The following is a 17,952-nucleotide window of genomic DNA, read 5'->3' as shown; positions in this document are numbered from 1 at the left end:
AAAGGCGGGCCACCGGGCGCCGTGCGGACCGGTCAGCCCTTCTTGCCGCCCACAGCCAGCAGCACCGCGCCCACGACGATGGCGCCAATGCCCGCCCACACGGGCACATTGACCGTTTCCTTCTCCTCCACCTTGAGCTCGATCGGCCCGAGCTTGAGCGCGGTGGTGTCCTTGGTGTAGCTGAAGCTGCCGTAAACCAGGCCCAGCGCGCCCCCGACGATGAAAAGAATGGCCACGATTCGGGTGATGTTCAAGGGTGTATCTCCAGTATGCGACACCCGCCCCCGGTGCTGACGGCACCGAGACGGGTGACAAGAAAACATTGAAACACACTTCGGTCGGCGCGCCCGACCTTCCTCGGGCACCGGCCGCGCGCAACGGGAAACCGCTCCCGCTGATGGCCGCGGGATGCACGCCCCAGCGGTCACTGCCGGGGCGGGCCGATGGCCCTGGCCTTATTTGCTGGCCGCCACCGGAGCGGCCGGCGTCGCCGCAGCCGGCTGCATCCCGCCCTCCCACCAACGCTGCACCGCGGCACGGTCGAACGGCGCGAGCGGCGCGCTTTCGATGGTGACCGATGTGAGCACGGGGAAGTGGGAGCGGAACAGCGCAAGGTCCTTCTCCGACAGGTTTTCCGTGGTCACATCCCAGGTACCGCCGGACAAGCCCGTCACCGACTGGTCAATCAAGGGGATCACGGGCCCGGCGCGGAACTCTTCCCCCTGCCGCGGCCGCAACTTGGCCGTGAGTCGACCGACGTAGGTGATCGAGTTCGGTTTCACCTCCAGGTCCATCAACAGGGGAACCACGAAGGTCCCGATAAACGGAAACCCTTTGGCCTGGCCCGTCACATCGCCCAGTTTGTACTGACCGGGCTTCAAGGCCATGCGCGTCAGATAAACGATACGGTCCCCTTCCTTCACGGTGTCTTCATCCTCATCGAGCTTGAAGTTCTGCCGCTCTTCCTTGCTTTGGGCGTTCGGCTGCTCAAGCTTCACTACAAAAGGCTTCGGAACATAACGGCTGTCGTCGGATCGAGAAACCTCAACGGCCATCAGCACCACAGACTTCTCGCTGGTGTCAATGGTCTTGGCATCTTTGTCAAAGGCCATGGGGTTGACGGTGGCACACCCGGCGAGTGCAAAACAGATGGCCATGGCACCCAGAAATCGATTCACTTTTTTTTCCTCCGATAGATAGATTGGGTTGTGACAGAAAACGCCGGAGTTGTTCGACAAACCCCGGGAACTACCGCTTCACAGCGGTCCCCGCAGTCGCGGGAGCCGACACGCTATCACGGGAAAAAGCGCCGCTTCGCCGAAGCACCTCGGGTTGTCCAAGCGCAGTGGATCAAAGGTCGTTGTTTCCACCGGAAGGGGGCCAACCTTTGGCGCGCATACAACACACCAAGGCGTCGCCCCATCGCGACCCAGGCCACCCCACCGGCGCGCCCCCCGGAAACCGCCACCAAGCGCCCCCTCTCGCGCTCCCTGCTCACAACGCAGCCCGCAGTGCCTCCAGGTACTGCGGGCTGTTCGAGATCGTGTTGTGGTCGGTGCCCGGTACCACCGAGAACGAGGCCACGCCCTTGGCGAAACGTGTGCGCAGGCGGTCGGTGCTCCAGCGCGGGATCACGTTGTCGAACTCGGCCGCCAGCAGCAGTGTGGGCACCCGGATCGAGGGCGCGTAGCGCCACGACTCGAACTTGTCGGTCAGCAGCCACCGCACCGGAAACGCCGGGAACTGCCGCGCCGCGAGCTCCACGATGCTGTCGTACGGCGTCACGAGCACGAGGCGCGACACCGGCCGCTGGCTCGCGAGGTGCACGGCCACACCGCTGCCCAGGCTGCGCCCCACCACGGCCACGTCCGGGTGGTCGGCATGCACCGAGTCGAACAGGGCCTGTGCATCGCTCTTCAACAAAGCTTCGGTGGGTGCCCCGGTGCTGGCGCCGTAGCCGCGGTACTGCAGCAGGTAGATGGCGTGGTCTGGAAACGCGCGGGCAAACCAGGGCAGTTGCTGCGACACGTCTTCGGCGTTGCCGCCGAAATAGATCAGGGCCTTCGGGCCGCTGTGCGGTCGGACCGACACCGCCAGCTCGGCCCCTGGCACCACCAGCTTGCGCGTGGTGTCCGGCCCCGCCAGGGCGCTGGGTTGGGGAAAGTACAGGAACGAGCGCTGAAACGCGTACAGGGCCACGCAGGCACCGCCGTACACGAGGGCAACGAACGCAAGAAGCCAGAGGGTGATGCGCATGGGTCTGCCTTCGTTGGGCGAGCGGTCCACCGTACGCCCGGGTGTTACGCCGCGGTGGCGATTTCGTCGTAGCCTCGGCCCACGAACTGGAGCAGGCAGAAACCGTGGCCAAACGGATCGGCCATAGGCGCGATCTTGCCCCAGTTGCTGGACCGGACCTCGGCTTCGAGCGTCGCGCCCGCACTCAGCGCCCGCTGCACCGAGGCATCGATGTCCGTCACCACCAGGTCCAGGTGCACCGGCGTCCAGTGCCGCCCGTAGTCGCGCACCTGGCTGGAGGCCTGGGTCGCCGGGCTGCCGGCGGGCTTCACCAGGAGATAGATCGCGGAGGAAGCGCCCAGCAGTTCAACCCCATCCGCGCCAAAGCGCCGCCCTACCTGCAGATCGAACGCGCTCGTGTAGAAACGCAGCGCCTTGTCCAGGTCATCCACATCGATGTTCACGAGCAGTTCCATGGCAGCACTCCTTGACCGACTACGCGCCCGTGGTGCCCAGCGCGACGAATTCGCCTTCGAAATGGCCCGCTTCAGCGCCGTCGTACCAGAGCGTGGACGAGACCGTGATTCTGGCCCGGCCCTTGCGCTCCAGCATGCGCGTGAACGCTTGCCATGCCTCGGGCGTCGGGCTTGGCGCGCGGGCCGTGAAGTGGCCCACGATCGCCTGCTCGTAGCTCATGGTGTTGCGCTGGATGACCAGCCGGGTCTTGTAGCCCGCCGCGGTCAGCTTGGTGTGCAACAGCGACCAGGCCGACAGGATGGCCAGCGCGGAAGCGCTGCCACCGAACACGGTGTCGCGGTGGTTGATGTTGGGACGCAGCGGGGCGCCCAGCACCACCTGCGCGGGCGACGCCTCTTCCACGGAAACCTGCATTGCCAGCGACAGGGGGATGTGCTCGTGCAGGTACTGCTCCAGTTCAGCGGGTGTCATGGTTTTTTCTCCTCGGGTGTCTGGTGTTTGAGCGGCCAGGGCGGGTCGTCATGATGCAACGGCCGCGCGGCGCCGGACACGGCGCGAACGAAACCGGCTTTGGCATCGGTGTACGCCTCCCGGTCGCTCGCGTGTTGCTCGGCGGCGCTGGCTTTGAGCGCGGCGTAGCGGGCGGCGAGCGCAGGGTCGGCGCGCAGTGCATCGCGAAAGCGCAGCCGCTCGTGCCAGGCCTGGCCCTGGTGAACCACCACGTGCAGGTGGTGGGTGCGGTGGCCATCGGCCCAGCGCATGAACCATTTGCGGTCGCTCAGCGTGGCGTTGAATTCGGCCGACGTGGTGTACCCGCACGCGCACAGTGCGACCGCCACCGACTCCGCCACCGCCATGGACGCGACGCCGGCCATGATGTCGACGATGGGCTTGGCCGCCAGGCCCGGGACCGCCGTGCTTCCGATGTGTTCCAGGCCGATGAACACGCCGGGAAGCGCCCGCAGCAGGCGTTCCCGCTCGGCGGCATACGCCGCGGGCCACGAAGCGTCGTAGGGCTGCAGCGTCACGGCTTCGTGGATGGCCGCCGCCAGCGACTGCTGCTCGTTCATGGCGCTACGCCACCGGAAACGACGGGCCTTGCTCGGTATGCCCCTGGCGCACGGCCGCGTGCAGAGCGGCCAGGGCGCGCCGCACGGTGGCGCCAACCAGCGGGTCTTCGACCATGCCGTCTTCCCCCAGGTGGGCACCGAGCAGCGGGATGCTGAGCGAAGCGGGTTCGACGATCACGGCCGACATGGTCTTGAGCGTTTCGCGCAGCGCCGCGTCGGCGTGGTGCGCACGCGGCGATGCGTTCAGAACCGCGACACGCTTGTCCACGAAAGGCTCAAAACCGACCAGCCAGTCCAGCGTGTTCTTGATCGCGCCGGTCACGCCATGGGCGTACTCGGGGCTCGCGATCAACAACGCGTCCGACGCGGCGACGGCGGCGTGCAGCGCGCGGACCGGCGAAGGCAGCTGCGCCTCCAGATCGGGGTTGAAGAGCGGCAGATCGCCCACGCCGGCAAACACCGTGAGCTGGACCTCCGGCGGCGCCAGCCGCACCGCCGCACGCAGGAGCGCGGCATTGATGGATGCGGCCCGCAGGCTGCCCGACAGGCACAGGATTTTCATGGTGTCCACGTGTGAGGAAAGAAGAGAGCAGCGCGGCGCGGCGGCCCTGGTCAAACGCGATCCAGCATGCGGTGGGGCCCTACCGGCAGCCGCACGGAAATGGCATCACCCGGTCGCACGATCCCGCCGGCCACCACGACCCCCATGACACCGGCTTTGCGAACCAGCGCCCCCTCGGGCGTGCGGCCGAGCACCGCGGCCATCAGACCCGACTGAAACCGGTTCAGTTGTTCGCAGGGGTTGCGCAGGCCGGTGAGTCTGACGATGACCGAAGAGCCGATGTGCAACTCGGCATCCGCCGGCAGCGCGAGAAGACTGAGATGGCGTGTGGTGATGTTCTCGCCGATCTGGCCGGGTCCCACCTCGAACCCCTGCGCGGCCAGTTCCTCGAACAGCTCGGCATGGATGAGGTGAACCTGGCGCAGGTTCGGCTGCATTGGGTCTTGCGCCACCCGCGAGCGGTGCTGCACGGTAACCCCGCAATGCGCATCCCCCTCCACACCAAGGCCCGCCAGCAAGCGGATCTGCGAGGCAACGCCCTTGGTGAAAGCGTGGGCCGGGCTGGAACTGACGGCAACAACCTGAGGGCTCATGTGCATGGCGAGCGTTCTGCGCTTCGGTGGCCTACTTCGCTCGCCTGGGCTTTGCTTTTGCGACGGTGTTGAGGGCGATGGCGGCGCGGATGAGCGCTTTGAATGCAGCCGCGTCAACCACCTCCCCCTCGCGAATGTCCATCGCGCGCCTGGTGTTGCCGTCGAGGCTCGAATTGAACAGCCTGGCCGGGTCATCCAGCGAAGCCCCCTTGGCGAAGGTCAGTTTCACGACCGACTTGTAGGACTCGCCGGTGCAGACGATCCCGTCGTGCGACCACACAGGCGTGCCCATCCACTTCCACTCCTCGACGACCTCCGGGTCGGCCTCCTGGATGAGCTGGCGCATCCGGCTCAAGGTCTGCCCGCGCCAGTCTGCGAGATCGGCGATGCGTTGGTCAATCAGCGCAGAGGCCGATGGGCCCTCGGTCGAATCCGGTTTTTTCATGGGTGCCTCCTGAAGCTTTCGGACTCTAAAGCACTATGAAAATCTGTTGTTGCATGGTGTTTTAGAAGGCCGAAGGCGCGCCCGGCACCATCATCCAGGAAGCGGCGGTTAACAGCACCCAGGACCCCCTTCAAACCCGAATGACCTCGACTTCGTGTGGCCTCTCGGTGGAAAAGCTTCGGGCGAACTCGATGACCTCGGCCTCTGATTCGCCAGGATGCGAGGTGGTGGTGATGAATGTGGCCTCCGAGCCGTCGGCTCCCATGCACATCCAGTCCAGCGCATCCTCCCATTTTTCGGCGTCGACACCCAGGGCGCAGAACAGCTCAATCTGGCTCTCGATCAGTTCCCGCAACAACGGATCATCCCGGCTGGCGACGTAGCCGGAGGTAGAAACCAGAACGATCTTCCCGCTGTGCATGGCAACCGCCTGAGCCCCAGCCCCGTCTCAAACCACCTGCAGCCGCACCCCGCCAGCCACAGGCGCCACGATCTCGCCCACTTCGGCGGCGGCGGCGAAGTCGTGACGCTCGAAGATGGCCAGCACCTCGGCCACCGCGTCGGGCGCGCAGGCCACGAGCAAGCCGCCGCTGGTCTGGGGGTCGCTCAGCAGGGCCTGGTCCACCGGTTGCAGGTGGTCGCCCAGGCGCACTTCGTGGCCATAGGCGGCCCAGTTGCGGCCGGAGGCGCCGGTCACCATGCCCTGGGCGGCCAGGGCGCGCACGCCTTCGATCAGCGGCACGCGGTCCATGCTGAGGCGCACGGTGGTGTGGGCGCCGCGCGCCATCTCCAGGGTGTGGCCGGCCAGGCCAAAGCCGGTGATGTCGGTGAGCGCGTGCACACCGTCAAGCGCCGCCAGGTCGGGGCCGGGGGTGTTGAGCTGGGTGGTGGTGGCGATCATGCGGGCGTAGCCCTCGGCGCTGAGCGCGTCCTTCTTGAGCGCGGCCGAGAGCACGCCCACGCCGATGGGTTTGCCCAGGATCAGGCGGTCGCCCACTTGTGCGTCGGCGTTGCGCTTGACGCGCTTTGGGTGCACCAGCCCCAGGGCCACCAGGCCGTAGATGGGTTCGACGGAGTCGATGGTGTGGCCGCCCGCGATGGGGATGCCGGCGGCGCGGCAGACGTCCTGCCCGCCCTGCAGGATCTTGCCAATCGTCTCGGTGCTGAGCACGCCGATGGGCATGCCCACCAGGGCCAGCGCCATGATGGGCGTGCCGCCCATGGCGTAGACGTCGCTGATGGCGTTGGTGGCGGCGATGCGGCCGAAGTCGAACGGGTCGTCGACGATGGGCATGAAGAAGTCGGTGGTGGCGATCAGGGCCTGTTCGTCGTTGAGCCGGTACACAGCGGCGTCGTCGGCGGTTTCGATGCCGACCAGCAGCTCGGGCGGCATGGGCATGGCGGCCGTTCCTTTGAGGATGTCGCTGAGCACGCCGGGGGCGATCTTGCAGCCGCAGCCACCACCGTGCGAGAGGCTGGTGAGGCGGGGTTCTTTGGTGGCGGCGGGTTGGGGCATGGGTGCGTTCATCGGCGGGTTCGGGTTCGGTGCGGCGTAAGGTTGGGATGCGGCGGCGCGGCTCAGGGAGGTTGCCGCCCAGTGGGGTGTCGCAGTTCGCCCAGCAGGCTCAGCAAGGCGGCCCGCTCGGCGGCCGGTTCAAACCGGGTGGCTCTGATCGCGCATTGTGCTTGCAGCGCGGCGAGCCAGGCGCCGCCGCTGGCGAGGTCCTGACGGCCCTGGCGCAGCAGCGCGGCCAGCGCGGCGGCGTCGCCCGCGGAGAAGTAGCCGCCGTAGTCGGCACCGAGCATGCCCACGTTGCCCGCGATGCGCGAGGCCAGCACGGGCGTGCCACTGAGCGCGGCTTCCATGATGACGTGGGCGCCCCCTTCCATGTGGCTGGGGTGCACCAGCAGGTGCGCGCGCTGGATGCGCTCTCGCGTGCGGGCGTGTGGCTGGCCGCCGAGCCAGCGGTAGTGCGGGCAGTCGCGCATGCACTGGCGCGCGGCCTCGCCCAGCGCGGTGTCGAGCGCATCGCCGATGTGGTCGATCTGGATGCCTTCGTCGGGCCGCAACAGGCGCGCCGCGGCCCACAGCGTCTGGGGCGACTTCTCCTCGCGCAGGTGCCCCACCATGAGCACGCGCAGCCACGCCGTGGTCTTGGCCAGGGTCCGGCGCGGGGTGCTGGACTGGAAGACCACCCGGGCCTTGCCGCGCAGGGCCTCGGGCAGGGCCAGCGGGCCCTGGTCCTGCAGCACGATCAGCCGCTGCGCCAGGGCCAGCGAGCGCTGCGCGCTGGCGTCGGTGGCGATGTCGCGGTACAGGTCGGTGCCGGTGAGCGCGAGCACCAGCGGCCGCCCGGGGTGCGCCTGCGCCCACGCGGCCACGGAGGCGGCCGAACGCCGCGCGTGCAGGGCGAGCAGGATGTCGGTGCCGTCGGCGGCGGCGTCGCCATCGGGCCACCGCTGGGCCAGGCGAACCCGATAATGGCCCGACAGCATCTGCGCCCAGCGGCGCGCGGTCTGCCAGTTGCCGTTGTTGGCATCGGCCAGCGCGGGAGTGACGATGCAGAGAGCGGGTTTTTTCATGGGGGTGAGTCGATGGCGGTGATTGTGTCCGAAGCCGAACAGGCCCGTTGCGCCGGCAAGGCCGCGCTGACGCAGGCGCTGGTGGGCGCGCGCGAGCGCACGCTGCGCCTGTTCGCCGCCTACCAGGCCGCGCTGGGGCCGGCCCTGCGCGTGCCCTGCACGCCCGAGCTGAACCCGCCGCCGTGGGAGCTGGGCCACATCGGCTGGTTTGCGGACTGGTGGATCGCGCGCAACCCGCAGCGCGGGCTGGGCACGCAGGCCGACCCGCTGGCGCCGCGCGCGCCAGCGCGGCAGGCCACACGCGGACTGAACGCGGATGCGCTGTACAACTCCAGCACCGTGCCGCACGACCGGCGCTGGCAGCTGGACCTGCCCGATGCCGACGCGGTGCGCGCCGACCTGGCCCACGGCCTGGCCGACACGCTGGCGCTGCTGGCGCAGGCGCCCGACAACGACGCCGGCCTGTATTTCTTTCGCCTCGCGCTGTTCCACGAAGACATGCACGCCGAGGCGGCGGTCTACATGGCGCAGACGCTGGGGTTGGACGCTCTGGACGCCACGGTGTCCGCCGCTGCGCCGCCCCCAGAGCAAACCCTGCCACAAACCCTGTCCATCGCCGCCACCCCCTGGACCCTGGGCCGCAGCGGCCCGGGCTTCGCTTTTGACAACGAGCTGGGCGCCCACGCCGTATCGGTGCCCACCTTCGAGATCGACGCACGCACCGTCAGCTGGGCGCGGTTTCTGCCGTTCGTGGCGGCGGGCGGTTATGCGCAGCGGCGTTTCTGGAGCGAGGCGGGCTGGGCCTGGCTGCAGGCCGGCGCAACGGTGGAGCCTGGGAGCAGCGCTTCGGGTGCAGAGCCTTGGCGCCACCCGCGCCATCTGCGCCCGTCAACCGATGGCGGCTGGGAGCGGCAACGGGGCGGGCATTGGCAGCCGCTGGACATGGCCGCGCCGGCCTGCCACCTCACGGCGTTCGAGGCCCAGGCCTGGTGTGCCTGGGCCGGGCGGCGCCTGCCCAGCGAAGCCGAATGGGAAGTGGCCGCGGGCCACCCGGGTTTCCAGTGGGGCGAGGTGTGGGAATGGACCGCCAGCGCCTTCGCGCCCTTCCCCGGTTTTCAGCCGCACCCCTATGTGGACTACTCCCGGCCCTGGTTCGACGGCCGCCCGGTGCTCAAAGGCGCGAGCCACGCCACCGCGCCGCGCATGCGCCACCCCCAGTACCGCAACTTCTTCACGCCCGAGCGCAACGACATCTTTGCCGGTTTCCGCAGCGTGGTCGGTCAGCGTTGACGGGTTCCCACCAGCACACACCGCGGAACCGGCTCCGCCGGGCCGCTGGTGTGGCCCCCTTGAGGGGGTCGCGGGCGCAGCCCGCGGCAGGGGTGGTCAAGCAGATCCCCAGAACACACTGAACCACTCCCGGTCATCGCTCCAATGGCGCACGGCGCCAAAGCCCGCGTCGTGCAGCAGGGCTTCGAAATCGGCGGGTTCCCACTTGTAGGAGTTTTCGGTGTGCAGGCGCTCGCCGGCCGCGAAATGGCGTTCACCACCGGGCCAGCGCACGGTCTGCGCGCGGGTGGGCTCCAGGTGCATCTCGATGCGCGAGGCCTCGGCGTTGAAGAACGCCACGTGCCGCCAGGCCTGGGGGGCGAAGTCGGCGCCCAGCAGGCGGTTCACGTTGAGCAGCAGGTTGCGGTTGAAGGCGGCGGTCACGCCCAGGGCGTCGTCGTAGGCGGGTTCGAGCACAGCGCGTGGCTTCACGCGGTCCACGCCGATGAGCAGGCCCCCGCCCGCGCCACCGGCGGCGCACACCGCGTGGGCCTGGCGCAGCAGGGCCAGGGCCTCGGTGGGCGAGAAGTTGCCGATGCTGGAGCCGGGGTAGAACACGGCGCGCGGCAGCCGCGCGGCGCCGCTCGTGGCCAGCCAGTCCGCCGCCTGCGGGCCGAGCGCGAGCCGGGCCGAGAAGTCCATGCCCAGGCCCAGCATGGGCAATGCCGGGTGGCGCTGCTGCAGGGCGTCGAGCGCGGCGCGCAGGTAGTCCACCGAGATGTCCACCGCCACGTAGGCGGCGGGCCGCAGCGCGGGAAACAGGCCCGCGGCCTTGGCGCAGCTGCCCGCGCCCAGGTCGATCAGCACCGCGCCGGCGGGCACGGCCTGGGCCATGTCGGGCGCGTGCTGCGCGAAGATGGCGGCCTCGGTGCGCGTGGGGTAGTACTCGGCCAGTTCGGTGATGGCGTCGAACAGGCGCGAGCCCAGCGCGTCGTACAAAAACTTGGGGGCGATGCGCGGCGGCGTGAGCGACAGCCCGGCCGCCAGTTCGGCGCGCACGGCGTCGTCGTCGGGGCGGTGCAGCTGGACAAAGCTGGGCAGACAGGGTGTGGACGGCATGGCTGGCCCTGGGGGTTGCAGGCCCGTGGGCCCGGTGTTGAACACATCCCGGGTCGCGCTGGGGCGGGCCGGGGCGACGGGGTCAAAGGCTGCGCGCCAGGCGCAGGCCGCTGAACTGCCAGCGGGCGCTGGCGGGAAAGAAGTTGCGGTAGCTCGCGCGCAGGTGCGACAGGGGCGTGGCGCAGGAGCCGCCGCGCAGCACCAGTTGGTTCACCATGAACTTGCCGTTGTACTCGCCCACCGCGCCTTCGGCCGGCTGGTAGCCCGGGTAGGCGCTGTAGCTGCTGCTGGTCCACTCCCACACGTCGCCGTGCATCTGCAGCAGCGCGCCGGGCGCGGCGGCCGCGCGCGCGGGCATGGGGTGCAGGGCGCCGCTGTCCTGGCCGTTGCCCTGCACCGGCAGGGCCGCGGCGCTGGCTTCCCACTCGGCCTCGCTGGGCAGGCGCGCGCCGGCCCATTCGGCGCGGCTGGCCGAGGCCCAGCGCGCGAAGGCGTCGGCCTCGTAGTAGCTGATGTGCGTCACCGGGGTGTGCGGGTCCAGCGGCATGTCGCCGTGCAGGGTGAACACCGTGGGCGGCGCGGCGCTGTCGGCCGGCAGTGTCCAGTAGAGCGGCGCGGCCAGGCCTTCGGCGCGCAGCCAGTCCCAGCCGGCGGCGAGCCACCAGCGCGGGTCGGTGTAGCCGCCGTCCCGCACGAAGGCCAGCCACTCGCCATGGGTCACCGGCCGGTTCATCAGCGCATGGGGTTGCAGCCACTGGGGGTGGCGCGGGCTTTCGTTGTCGAACGCAAAGCCCGGCCCGGCGTGGCCGATCTCGACCAGCCCCCCGGGGCGCTCCACCCACTGCGCCGGCACGCTGGCCACGCTGCTGAGCGGCCAGGCGCGCCGGTACACCGGGTGCAGCGGGTTGATGGAGAGCAGGTGCTTGATGTCGGTGAGCAGCAGTTCCTGGTGCTGCTGCTCGTGCTGCACACCCAGCTCGATCAGCGCCAGGGCCTCGGGGTGGCTGGTGTGGCGCAGCAGCCGGGCCACCCGCTGGTCCACCTCGGCGCGCCAGCGCAGCACTTCGGCGAAGTCGGGGCGGGTCAGCAGGCCGCGCTGGGGCCGCGAAAAGGGTTCGCCCACGCCGTTGTAGTAGCTGTTGTAGAGCGCGCGAAAGGCCGGGTGGAAGGGCTGGAAGCCGGGCTCGAAGCGCTCCAGCACGAAGGTTTCGAAAAACCAGGTCACGTGCGCCAGGTGCCATTTGGCGGGGCTGGCGTCGGGCATGGACTGGGCCTGGCAGTCTTCGGGCGAGAGTGGCGCCACCAGCGCCAGGCTGCGCTCGCGCACCGCCTGGTAACGCCGGGCCAGGGCGGCGCGCTCCAGGTCGAGGCCGGGCGCGGGGCGCGCTGCGTGTGCGGCGGGTGCCTTGGCAGCGGTCGGTGGGGTGGGCATGGCGGTCCTTTCAGCGCGCGGGCAGCAGGCGCAGCAACTGGCCGTTGCGTTCGTCGGTCAGCAGGTAGATGAAGCCGTCCGGGCCCTGGCGCACGTCGCGCACGCGCTGGCCCAGCGTGGGCAGCAGTTTTTCCTCGCGGCGCACGCGGGTGCCGTCGAGCTCCAGCCGGGCCAGGTAGCGGAACTTGAGCGAGCCCACCAGCAGGTTGCCGCGCCAGGCCTTGCCGTAACGATCGCTGTGCACGAAGGCCATGCCGGCCGGGGCGATGGACGGCACCCAGTAGTGCAGCGGCTGCTCCAGCCCGGGTTTGGCGGTGAGGCCTTCGCCGATGGGGCCGCCGCCGTAGTTTTCGCCGTAGGTGATGAGGGGCCAGCCGTAGTTCTTGCCGGCCTCGGGGCGGTTGATCTCGTCGCCGCCCTGCGGGCCGTGTTCACCGGTCCACAGGCGCCCGTCGGCCGCGAGCGCGGCGCCCTGCCCGTTGCGGTGGCCCAGGCTCCAGATCTCGGGCAGCGCGCCCGCGCGGCCCACGAAGGGGTTGTCGGGCGGCACGCTGCCGTCGGGTTTGATGCGCACCACCTTGCCGAGGTGGTTGTCCAGGGTCTGCGCGTCGGCCATGCGGCTGAAGCGGTCGCCCAGCGTGAGGAACAGGTTGCCGTCGCGGGCCTGCACGATGCGGCAGCCGAAATGCGCGCGGCTGCTGACCTTGGGTTTCTGGCTGAACAGGACCTTCACGTCTTCCAGCCGCGTGGCGTCCTTGGACAGGCGGGCCGAGGCCAGCGCGGTGGAGTTGCCGCCGCCGCTGGCGGCGGGCTCGGCGTAACAGAAATAGAGGGTGCGGTTGCGCGCGAAGTCGCGGTCGGTGGTCACGTCGAGCAGACCGCCCTGCCCGATCACGTCCACCTGGGGCACACCGGCCAAGGGCTCGCCGAGCGTGCCATCGGGCGCCACCACGCGCATGCGCCCGGGCCGCTCGGTCACCAGCATGCGGCCCTCGCCGATGAAGGCCAGGCCCCAGGGGTTCTGCAGACCGCGCGCCACCACCTCGGTGGTGACGCCACCCGCCTGGGCCTGGGCCTGGGCGGCTGGCGCGGCGGCGGCGAGCGCGGCAAGGGCTGTGGTGAGCGAAAGGCTGAACAGACGGAGGATTGTCATGGTCGGCTCCCTGGCCATGGATGGAGGGTCAGACGGGGTTGGTTCGGGGTCGGTCCACAGGGTTCCTGGGCTCAGCCGAACGGCCGCACCCCGAACAGCCAGGCGTGCAGCCAGAGCACGAACACCCCATAAACCACGAGCCCGCCCACCAGCGCGATCGCGTCGTTGCGCGCCCGCGCCGGCCCCAGGGGCAGGCTGCGCAGCAGACCGGCGGCGGCGCGGCGTTTGAGCGAGACGCGGTCGGCCGCGGCCCAGACCAGAAAGCCGCCGAACAGCAGCACGTCGGCCAGCGTGCCACCGGTGGCCGACTGCGCCAGCAGGTGGGCCAGGGCCCACAGCTTCACGGCCAGCAGCATGGGGTGTTTCGTCGCGCTCTTGATGCGCCCGGGCAGGTAGGCCGCGAACAGCAGCACGAACACCGGCAGCATCAGCAGCGCGGCCAGGTGCCGAAAACCGCTGGGCAGGGCGTAGAGCAGCACCGGCGCTTCGCGCGCCAGCCCGTAGCCCCAGACGATGAGCCCCAGGCCCACGAACGCGACCAGCGCGTACAGGCCCTTGAAGGTGTGCTCGCCCATGCGCTGCGCGAGCTGGTTGCGCCCGGTGGGCGAGACGATGGACACGGTGTGCACACCCAGAAACAGAACCAGCCCCAGAACCAGCCACGCCATGCGAAACGCCTCCTGTGCCCACGCGGGGCTGCGGGACACCATGCCCCGCTTGGGCGAACTGTAGCGGCTTGGGCTCAAGTCCGCAGCGTGCCGGGTCTTGCCGCACGATTCGCTCATGGCCTCATGTATGGCGCCGGAGCGTCGCGCTGGTGCAAGAGGTGGCTCAGCCCAGGGCCCGCCGGGCTGGCTTTGCCAGACGGCCAGTGCCGCCCCCCTGGGGGGGTAGCGCGAAGCGCTGCGGGGTTGCTTCAGCCGTTCATGCCTTCGAGCAGGTCGGCCAGCTCGTCGGCGTGTTCTTCTTCCACCGCCAGGATCTGCTTGAGCAGCACGCTGGTGGTGGGGTCCTGGTCGCCCAGGTACTGGACCATGTCGCGGTAGCTGTCGATGGCGATGCGCTCGGCCACCAGGTTCTCCTGGATCATCTGCGTCAGCGTATCGCCGGCCACGTATTCGGCGTGGCTGCGTTCGCTCAGGCTGTCGGGCGAGAAGTCGGGCTCGCCGCCGAGCTGCACGATGCGCGCGGCCAGCAGATCGGCATGGCCTTGCTCTTCCACCGAATGCGCGAGGAACTCAGCCCCCACGCTCTGGCCGTGGATGCCCCGCGCCATGAAGTGGTGGCGCCGGTAGCGCAGCACGCACACGATCTCGGTGGCCAGCGCTTCGTTGAGCAGCTTGAGCACCTGGTTGCGGTCGGCGCTGTAGCCGGCCGTCACGGCGCCGCGCTCCAGGTGTTTGCGCGCCTGGCTGCGCAGGGTGGCAACGGAGGTGAGTGGGTGGGGAGTGGTCATGGTGGGGTTCCTGGTGGGGTGGCGGGTCGTTGTGTTCACAGGTTCACTGCTTGATCAGCAACCCGTTCTTGACGCTGCTGGCGCCTTCGGTGGCAGCGGCGATCTGGACGGCCCGGTCGATCTGGGCCTGGCTGTTCACGAAGCCGGTTAGCTGCACCTCGCCCTTGTGGGTGAGCACGCTGATGTCAAAGCTCCTGATGTCGGGGTCGGCGAGCAAGGCGGTCTTGACGCGGCCGGTCACGGTGGCGTCTTCGATCTTGGTGCCCGCGGTGCTGGGCACGCCCTTCAGGCTCACGCTGTTCTCGATCTCGGTCACACCGGTCACGGTGCGCGCAAGGGCCACGGCCTGGTCGATCTGGGCCTGGCTGTCCACGAAGCCGCTGAGCTGTACCACGCCCTTGCGGGTTTCGACCTGCAGGTCAAAGCCCTTGACCCGCGGATCGGCCACCAGCGCCGACTTGACGCCCGAGGTGATGACGGCATCGTCCACCTGGGCGCCCAGCGTGATCTCCGGGGCCGGTGGTGCCACCGCTTCGGGCGGCTTGTCGCAGCCCGCCAGGGTCAAGGCGGCCAAAGTGGCCAGGGCAGTGGCGAGCTGGAAGGCGTGGGGGCGTGAGGCCATGGTGTGCGGGGTCCGCAACGGTGAAGGAAAAGAGGGGCTCAGCGCGCGAGGTAACCACCGTCCACCGGGTAGTACGCACCGGTGACGAAGGACGCGCGCTCGGACGCGAGCCAGAGCACCAGCTCGGCCACCTCGTCGGCCCGGCCCAGGCGCCCGATGGGGTGGGCCGCGACCAGCATGGCGTTGACGACGGGGTCTTCTTCGAGACCGCTGATCATGGGCGTGTGGATGAAGCCGGGGCCGACGGCGTTGATGCGCACGCCCTGGGCGCCGTATTCGAGCGCGGCCGCCTGGGTGAGCCCGACCACGCCGTGTTTGGCCGCGGTGTAGGCCGACGCGGTGGCAAAGCCGACCGCGCCCAGGATGGATGCCACGTTGACGATGGCGCCGCCCCCGTGCAACAGCATGGCGGCGATCTGCGCGCGCATGCCGTAGAACACGCCGTTGAGGTTGGTGTTGATCACCTGCGCCCAGGCGTCCAGCGGGTAGTCGGCCAGCGGCGCGGCCACGCCGCCGATGCCGGCGTTGTTGATGGCCACGTCAAGGCGACCGTAGTGCGCCATGGCCTGAGACACCAGGGCCTGGCACTCTTCGGCATGGCCCACATCGGTCGCCACGAATATGGCCTCACCGCCCTGGGCCTGCGCCAAGGCGGTGGTTTCCAGACCGGCCTCGGCGGCAATGTCCGACAGCACCAGGCACGCGCCTTCGCGCACCGCCAAGAGCGCAACCGCCCTGCCGATGCCCGAGGCCGCACCGGTGACGAGCACCACCTTCTTTTTCAGCATGGGTTCACTCCAGTTCGTGCAGCACCGTGCCGCCGCCCGGGTGACAAAAAACCACCGCCGGGTCATCCCCCCGGCCGCATGGGCCAAAGGAATGAGGTGAACTTACCGGCCCTTCTGGCGTGCGTCTGTGCGCTGACAAACAGACGCGCGCAGCGCGGTGAACCACCCTATGGCGCGGGGTACGCTGGAACGGAAGAAAAGCCCGAATTTGACGGCGCTTTCCAGCGTTTGGCCCCGTTGGCACAAGCCGAAAATTCAGCTGTGCCTTGGCTGAGCGACTGAAGGCAAACGGGGCCCGCGGCAGTGGGTACGGACCCCGGTGAACACGGGTAGCCGCTCAGTACAGGAGACCGATATGACCTCTCCCTCGAACCCATGCGAACACCGGTTGCTCTTCGCATCGCTGTTCCATCCCGGCCGCGGCGTTTCCGTGCCGTGCGACGCCCGCGGCGAAGTGCACCTGGATGAACTTTCCGAGCGCTTGAAGAACGCTTACCTGGGCGCCCGCGCCCTCGTCGGGCGGGAGTACGCGTTGCCGATCGTGGAACCGATGCATTCCTTGCATTGAACCCTGCGGGCGCGCACGGACCGGGTTCGTGCGCCGCCCCACCAGGCTGCGCAAAAACCCCATGCCGGCCCCCTTGAACGCCTCGCCGCTCAGCAGGGAACGCCCTGCCGCGCCAGCAGCCAGGCAGGTGCGTCCTGCAGGCTGATCGGGCGCAGGAAGCGGTCGAGCGCGGCGTCGCCCACCGAGGTGGTCATGGGGGCGCTGGACGCGGGCCAGGGGCCGCCGTGCTGCTGGGCAGCGGTCACGGCCACGCCGGTGGGCACGCCGGCAAACAGCACGCGCCCGGCGATGGTGGTGGCCGCGCGCACCAGGGCGCGGTTCTCGGGGGTGTCGTCGTCCACGCCCCACAGCGTCACCGTGAGGCTGCCGCCCACCGCGGCCAGCACCTCCAGCAGCTCGGCCTGGCTAGTCGCGCGCACGATCAGGCTGGCCGGGCCGAACACCTCTTCACGCAGGGCGGTGCGTTCGAGGAAGCGCGCCGCGCTCACCTGCAGCAGGTGCGGGCCGGGCGCTGGCGCGGCGCCCTGGGCCGCCAGCAGCGCCTGCGCGCCCTGGTCCATCATCTGGCGCACACCGGCGTCGAACGCGCGCTTCATGCCCGCGGTGAGCATGGGGTGGGGTTTCTGGGTCGAAAGGGCCTGGGTCAGTTGTTCGACGAAGGCGTCCGACTCGGGACCGTCCAGCAGCACGATCAGGCCCGGGTTGGTGCAGAACTGGCCGCAACCCAGCGCGATGGAACCGGCCAGCGCGTTGGCCAGTTCGGCGCCCCGGGCGGCGAGCGCCTTGGGCAGGGCCAGCACCGGGTTGATGGAGCCGAGCTCGCCGTAGAACGGGATCGGGCGCGGGCGGGCGTTGGCCTCGGCCTGCAGCGCCGCGCCGCCGCGCGTGGAGCCGGTGAAGGCACCGGCGGCGATCAGCGGGTGGCGGATCAGTTCCACGCCCACCTCAACGCCGGCCCCCTGCACCATGCCCACCAGCCCGGCCGGCAGGCCCTGGGCCTGGAGCACCTGCTGGATCAGGCCGAACACGCGCCGCGACAGCAGCGGATGGCCCGGGTGGGCCTTCACCACCACCGGGCAGCCCGCGGCCAGCGCCGAAGCGGTGTCGCCACCGAGCACGGAGAACGCGAACGGGAAGTTGCTGGCGGCGAACATGGCCACCGGCCCCAGCGGCACGCGCTGGCGCACCATGGCCGGGTGGCCCACGGGCGGCCCGCCGGCGACGGCGGGATCGTCCAGGGTTTCGAAGGGCACGCCGCGCTCGGCCAGGTCGGCGAAACGGCGCAGCTGGAAGGTGGTGCGGTCGAGCTCGCCGCTCAGGCGCACCGGCCCCAGCGCGGTTTCCAGGTCGGCCCAGGCCACCAGGGCCTCACGATCGGCTTCGAGCGCTTCGGCCAGCGCCCGCAGCAGGGCCGCGCGTTGCGCCCCGCTGCTGCTGCCCCAGACCTCAAACGCCTGGTGCGCGGCGCCCACGCTGTCGTCGATGTCCTGGCTGGACGAGGCGGACAGGGCTTCTTGATGGGGCGCGCCGGTGCGCGCGTTGAAGGATTGCAGCAGGGTGGTCATGGGTTTGAAAGAAAA

Annotated in this window: 22 protein-coding genes; 2 read left to right on the top strand and 20 right to left on the bottom strand. The window is 69.7% G+C overall.

Annotated elements, in window-relative coordinates; genetic code table 11:
• Window positions 1-32 precede the first annotated feature (32 nt).
• The 12 genes from AC07YZ_RS15315 to senB all read right to left on the bottom strand — a co-directional run bounded on the left by AC07YZ_RS15315 (window position 33) and on the right by senB (window position 7,965).
• Window positions 33-254: a hypothetical protein gene (locus tag AC07YZ_RS15315; protein ID WP_068173642.1), complete on the bottom strand. Its 222-nt coding sequence runs from the start codon at window positions 252-254 to the stop codon at window positions 33-35.
• 201 nt (window positions 255-455) lie between these two features.
• Window positions 456-1,178, bottom strand: a complete 723-nt coding sequence (locus AC07YZ_RS15310; protein ID WP_494795362.1) for a hypothetical protein — start codon at window positions 1,176-1,178, stop codon at window positions 456-458.
• A 316-nt stretch (window positions 1,179-1,494) separates the two neighbouring features.
• Window positions 1,495-2,256, bottom strand: coding sequence for an alpha/beta hydrolase (locus tag AC07YZ_RS15305; protein WP_494795361.1), 762 nt, complete (start codon window positions 2,254-2,256; stop codon window positions 1,495-1,497).
• A gap of 44 nt (window positions 2,257-2,300) precedes the next feature.
• On the bottom strand, window positions 2,301-2,711 hold the full coding sequence (locus AC07YZ_RS15300) for a VOC family protein (protein ID WP_226494188.1): 411 nt from the start codon (window positions 2,709-2,711) through the stop codon (window positions 2,301-2,303).
• A 19-nt stretch (window positions 2,712-2,730) separates the two neighbouring features.
• Complete coding sequence (locus tag AC07YZ_RS15295; RefSeq protein WP_226494189.1) at window positions 2,731-3,183, bottom strand: YiiD C-terminal domain-containing protein; 453 nt, start codon at window positions 3,181-3,183, stop codon at window positions 2,731-2,733.
• Window positions 3,180-3,782: a GrpB family protein gene (locus tag AC07YZ_RS15290; RefSeq protein WP_494795360.1), complete on the bottom strand. Its 603-nt coding sequence runs from the start codon at window positions 3,780-3,782 to the stop codon at window positions 3,180-3,182. The genes AC07YZ_RS15295 and AC07YZ_RS15290 overlap by 4 nt, the downstream gene beginning before the upstream one ends.
• Window positions 3,783-3,786: 4 nt before the next feature.
• Window positions 3,787-4,344, bottom strand: coding sequence for an NADPH-dependent FMN reductase (locus tag AC07YZ_RS15285; RefSeq protein WP_494795359.1), 558 nt, complete (start codon window positions 4,342-4,344; stop codon window positions 3,787-3,789).
• A gap of 50 nt (window positions 4,345-4,394) precedes the next feature.
• Window positions 4,395-4,937, bottom strand: a complete 543-nt coding sequence (locus tag AC07YZ_RS15280; RefSeq protein WP_494795409.1) for an MOSC domain-containing protein — start codon at window positions 4,935-4,937, stop codon at window positions 4,395-4,397.
• Between the two features lie 31 nt (window positions 4,938-4,968).
• Window positions 4,969-5,382, bottom strand: coding sequence for a DUF1801 domain-containing protein (locus tag AC07YZ_RS15275; protein WP_494795358.1), 414 nt, complete (start codon window positions 5,380-5,382; stop codon window positions 4,969-4,971).
• Between the two features lie 130 nt (window positions 5,383-5,512).
• Window positions 5,513-5,803 (bottom strand): DUF7684 family protein, encoded by a 291-nt coding sequence (locus tag AC07YZ_RS15270; RefSeq protein WP_226494194.1) that lies wholly within the window; start codon window positions 5,801-5,803, stop codon window positions 5,513-5,515.
• 27 nt (window positions 5,804-5,830) lie between these two features.
• The gene (gene selD, locus AC07YZ_RS15265) at window positions 5,831-6,910 is read right to left on the bottom strand and encodes a selenide, water dikinase SelD (protein ID WP_494795357.1); all 1,080 of its coding nucleotides are present in this window, start codon (window positions 6,908-6,910) and stop codon (window positions 5,831-5,833) included.
• 50 nt (window positions 6,911-6,960) lie between these two features.
• The gene (gene senB, locus AC07YZ_RS15260; protein ID WP_494795356.1) at window positions 6,961-7,965 is read right to left on the bottom strand and encodes a selenoneine biosynthesis selenosugar synthase SenB; all 1,005 of its coding nucleotides are present in this window, start codon (window positions 7,963-7,965) and stop codon (window positions 6,961-6,963) included.
• A gap of 24 nt (window positions 7,966-7,989) precedes the next feature.
• Between senB and senA the strand changes: the two genes are divergently transcribed.
• Window positions 7,990-9,255 (top strand): selenoneine synthase SenA, encoded by a 1,266-nt coding sequence (senA, locus tag AC07YZ_RS15255; protein WP_494795355.1) that lies wholly within the window; start codon window positions 7,990-7,992, stop codon window positions 9,253-9,255.
• 96 nt (window positions 9,256-9,351) lie between these two features.
• On the opposite strand, the gene egtD is transcribed toward senA, so the two are convergent.
• The 7 genes from egtD to AC07YZ_RS15220 form a co-directional block, all read right to left on the bottom strand.
• Complete coding sequence (egtD, locus tag AC07YZ_RS15250; protein ID WP_494795354.1) at window positions 9,352-10,353, bottom strand: L-histidine N(alpha)-methyltransferase; 1,002 nt, start codon at window positions 10,351-10,353, stop codon at window positions 9,352-9,354.
• An 82-nt stretch (window positions 10,354-10,435) separates the two neighbouring features.
• A complete protein-coding gene (gene egtB, locus AC07YZ_RS15245) occupies window positions 10,436-11,785 on the bottom strand; it encodes an ergothioneine biosynthesis protein EgtB (RefSeq protein ID WP_494795353.1) in 1,350 nt (449 codons plus the stop codon).
• 10 nt (window positions 11,786-11,795) lie between these two features.
• A complete protein-coding gene (locus AC07YZ_RS15240) occupies window positions 11,796-12,938 on the bottom strand; it encodes a PQQ-dependent sugar dehydrogenase (protein ID WP_494795352.1) in 1,143 nt (380 codons plus the stop codon).
• Between the two features lie 71 nt (window positions 12,939-13,009).
• Complete coding sequence (locus AC07YZ_RS15235; RefSeq protein WP_494795351.1) at window positions 13,010-13,606, bottom strand: NnrU family protein; 597 nt, start codon at window positions 13,604-13,606, stop codon at window positions 13,010-13,012.
• A 248-nt stretch (window positions 13,607-13,854) separates the two neighbouring features.
• Window positions 13,855-14,394 carry a ferritin-like domain-containing protein gene (locus AC07YZ_RS15230; RefSeq protein ID WP_226494202.1) on the bottom strand — a complete coding sequence of 180 codons (540 nt, stop codon included), beginning with the start codon at window positions 14,392-14,394 and terminating at the stop codon, window positions 13,855-13,857.
• Window positions 14,395-14,437: 43 nt separating this feature from the next.
• Complete coding sequence (locus tag AC07YZ_RS15225) at window positions 14,438-15,016, bottom strand: BON domain-containing protein (protein WP_494795350.1); 579 nt, start codon at window positions 15,014-15,016, stop codon at window positions 14,438-14,440.
• Window positions 15,017-15,054: 38 nt separating this feature from the next.
• A complete protein-coding gene (locus AC07YZ_RS15220; RefSeq protein WP_494795349.1) occupies window positions 15,055-15,804 on the bottom strand; it encodes an SDR family NAD(P)-dependent oxidoreductase in 750 nt (249 codons plus the stop codon).
• Between the two features lie 355 nt (window positions 15,805-16,159).
• Between AC07YZ_RS15220 and AC07YZ_RS15215 the strand changes: the two genes are divergently transcribed.
• Window positions 16,160-16,372, top strand: coding sequence for a hypothetical protein (locus tag AC07YZ_RS15215; protein WP_226494205.1), 213 nt, complete (start codon window positions 16,160-16,162; stop codon window positions 16,370-16,372).
• A gap of 89 nt (window positions 16,373-16,461) precedes the next feature.
• Here the strand turns inward: AC07YZ_RS15215 and AC07YZ_RS15210 are convergent, their stop codons facing one another.
• Complete coding sequence (locus AC07YZ_RS15210) at window positions 16,462-17,937, bottom strand: aldehyde dehydrogenase (NADP(+)) (protein WP_494795348.1); 1,476 nt, start codon at window positions 17,935-17,937, stop codon at window positions 16,462-16,464.
• Window positions 17,938-17,952: the final 15 nt, after the last annotated feature.

This window comes from Hydrogenophaga sp. GW101-3F08 (assembly GCF_059424585.1).
This window is presented reverse-complemented; position numbering and strand designations above follow the sequence as displayed.

Bases quoted from the DNA above. Each gene is read 5' to 3' on its own strand.
- selD (WP_494795357.1), bottom strand. From the start codon at position 6,910: ATGAACGCACCCATGCCCCAACCCGCCGCCACCAAAGAACCCCGCCTC.
- AC07YZ_RS15275 (WP_494795358.1), bottom strand. From the start codon at position 5,382: ATGAAAAAACCGGATTCGACCGAGGGCCCATCGGCCTCTGCGCTGATT.
- AC07YZ_RS15270 (WP_226494194.1), bottom strand. From the start codon at position 5,803: ATGCACAGCGGGAAGATCGTTCTGGTTTCTACCTCCGGCTACGTCGCC.
- AC07YZ_RS15285 (WP_494795359.1), bottom strand. From the start codon at position 4,344: ATGAAAATCCTGTGCCTGTCGGGCAGCCTGCGGGCCGCATCCATCAAT.
- AC07YZ_RS15225 (WP_494795350.1), bottom strand. From the start codon at position 15,016: ATGGCCTCACGCCCCCACGCCTTCCAGCTCGCCACTGCCCTGGCCACT.
- AC07YZ_RS15215 (WP_226494205.1), top strand. From the start codon at position 16,160: ATGACCTCTCCCTCGAACCCATGCGAACACCGGTTGCTCTTCGCATCG.
- AC07YZ_RS15300 (WP_226494188.1), bottom strand. From the start codon at position 2,711: ATGGAACTGCTCGTGAACATCGATGTGGATGACCTGGACAAGGCGCTG.
- AC07YZ_RS15290 (WP_494795360.1), bottom strand. From the start codon at position 3,782: ATGAACGAGCAGCAGTCGCTGGCGGCGGCCATCCACGAAGCCGTGACG.
- AC07YZ_RS15235 (WP_494795351.1), bottom strand. From the start codon at position 13,606: ATGGCGTGGCTGGTTCTGGGGCTGGTTCTGTTTCTGGGTGTGCACACC.
- AC07YZ_RS15220 (WP_494795349.1), bottom strand. From the start codon at position 15,804: ATGCTGAAAAAGAAGGTGGTGCTCGTCACCGGTGCGGCCTCGGGCATC.
- AC07YZ_RS15295 (WP_226494189.1), bottom strand. From the start codon at position 3,183: ATGACACCCGCTGAACTGGAGCAGTACCTGCACGAGCACATCCCCCTG.
- egtB (WP_494795353.1), bottom strand. From the start codon at position 11,785: ATGCCCACCCCACCGACCGCTGCCAAGGCACCCGCCGCACACGCAGCG.
- egtD (WP_494795354.1), bottom strand. From the start codon at position 10,353: ATGCCGTCCACACCCTGTCTGCCCAGCTTTGTCCAGCTGCACCGCCCC.
- AC07YZ_RS15210 (WP_494795348.1), bottom strand. From the start codon at position 17,937: ATGACCACCCTGCTGCAATCCTTCAACGCGCGCACCGGCGCGCCCCAT.
- AC07YZ_RS15240 (WP_494795352.1), bottom strand. From the start codon at position 12,938: ATGACAATCCTCCGTCTGTTCAGCCTTTCGCTCACCACAGCCCTTGCC.
- AC07YZ_RS15230 (WP_226494202.1), bottom strand. From the start codon at position 14,394: ATGACCACTCCCCACCCACTCACCTCCGTTGCCACCCTGCGCAGCCAG.
- senB (WP_494795356.1), bottom strand. From the start codon at position 7,965: ATGAAAAAACCCGCTCTCTGCATCGTCACTCCCGCGCTGGCCGATGCC.
- AC07YZ_RS15305 (WP_494795361.1), bottom strand. From the start codon at position 2,256: ATGCGCATCACCCTCTGGCTTCTTGCGTTCGTTGCCCTCGTGTACGGC.
- AC07YZ_RS15280 (WP_494795409.1), bottom strand. From the start codon at position 4,937: ATGAGCCCTCAGGTTGTTGCCGTCAGTTCCAGCCCGGCCCACGCTTTC.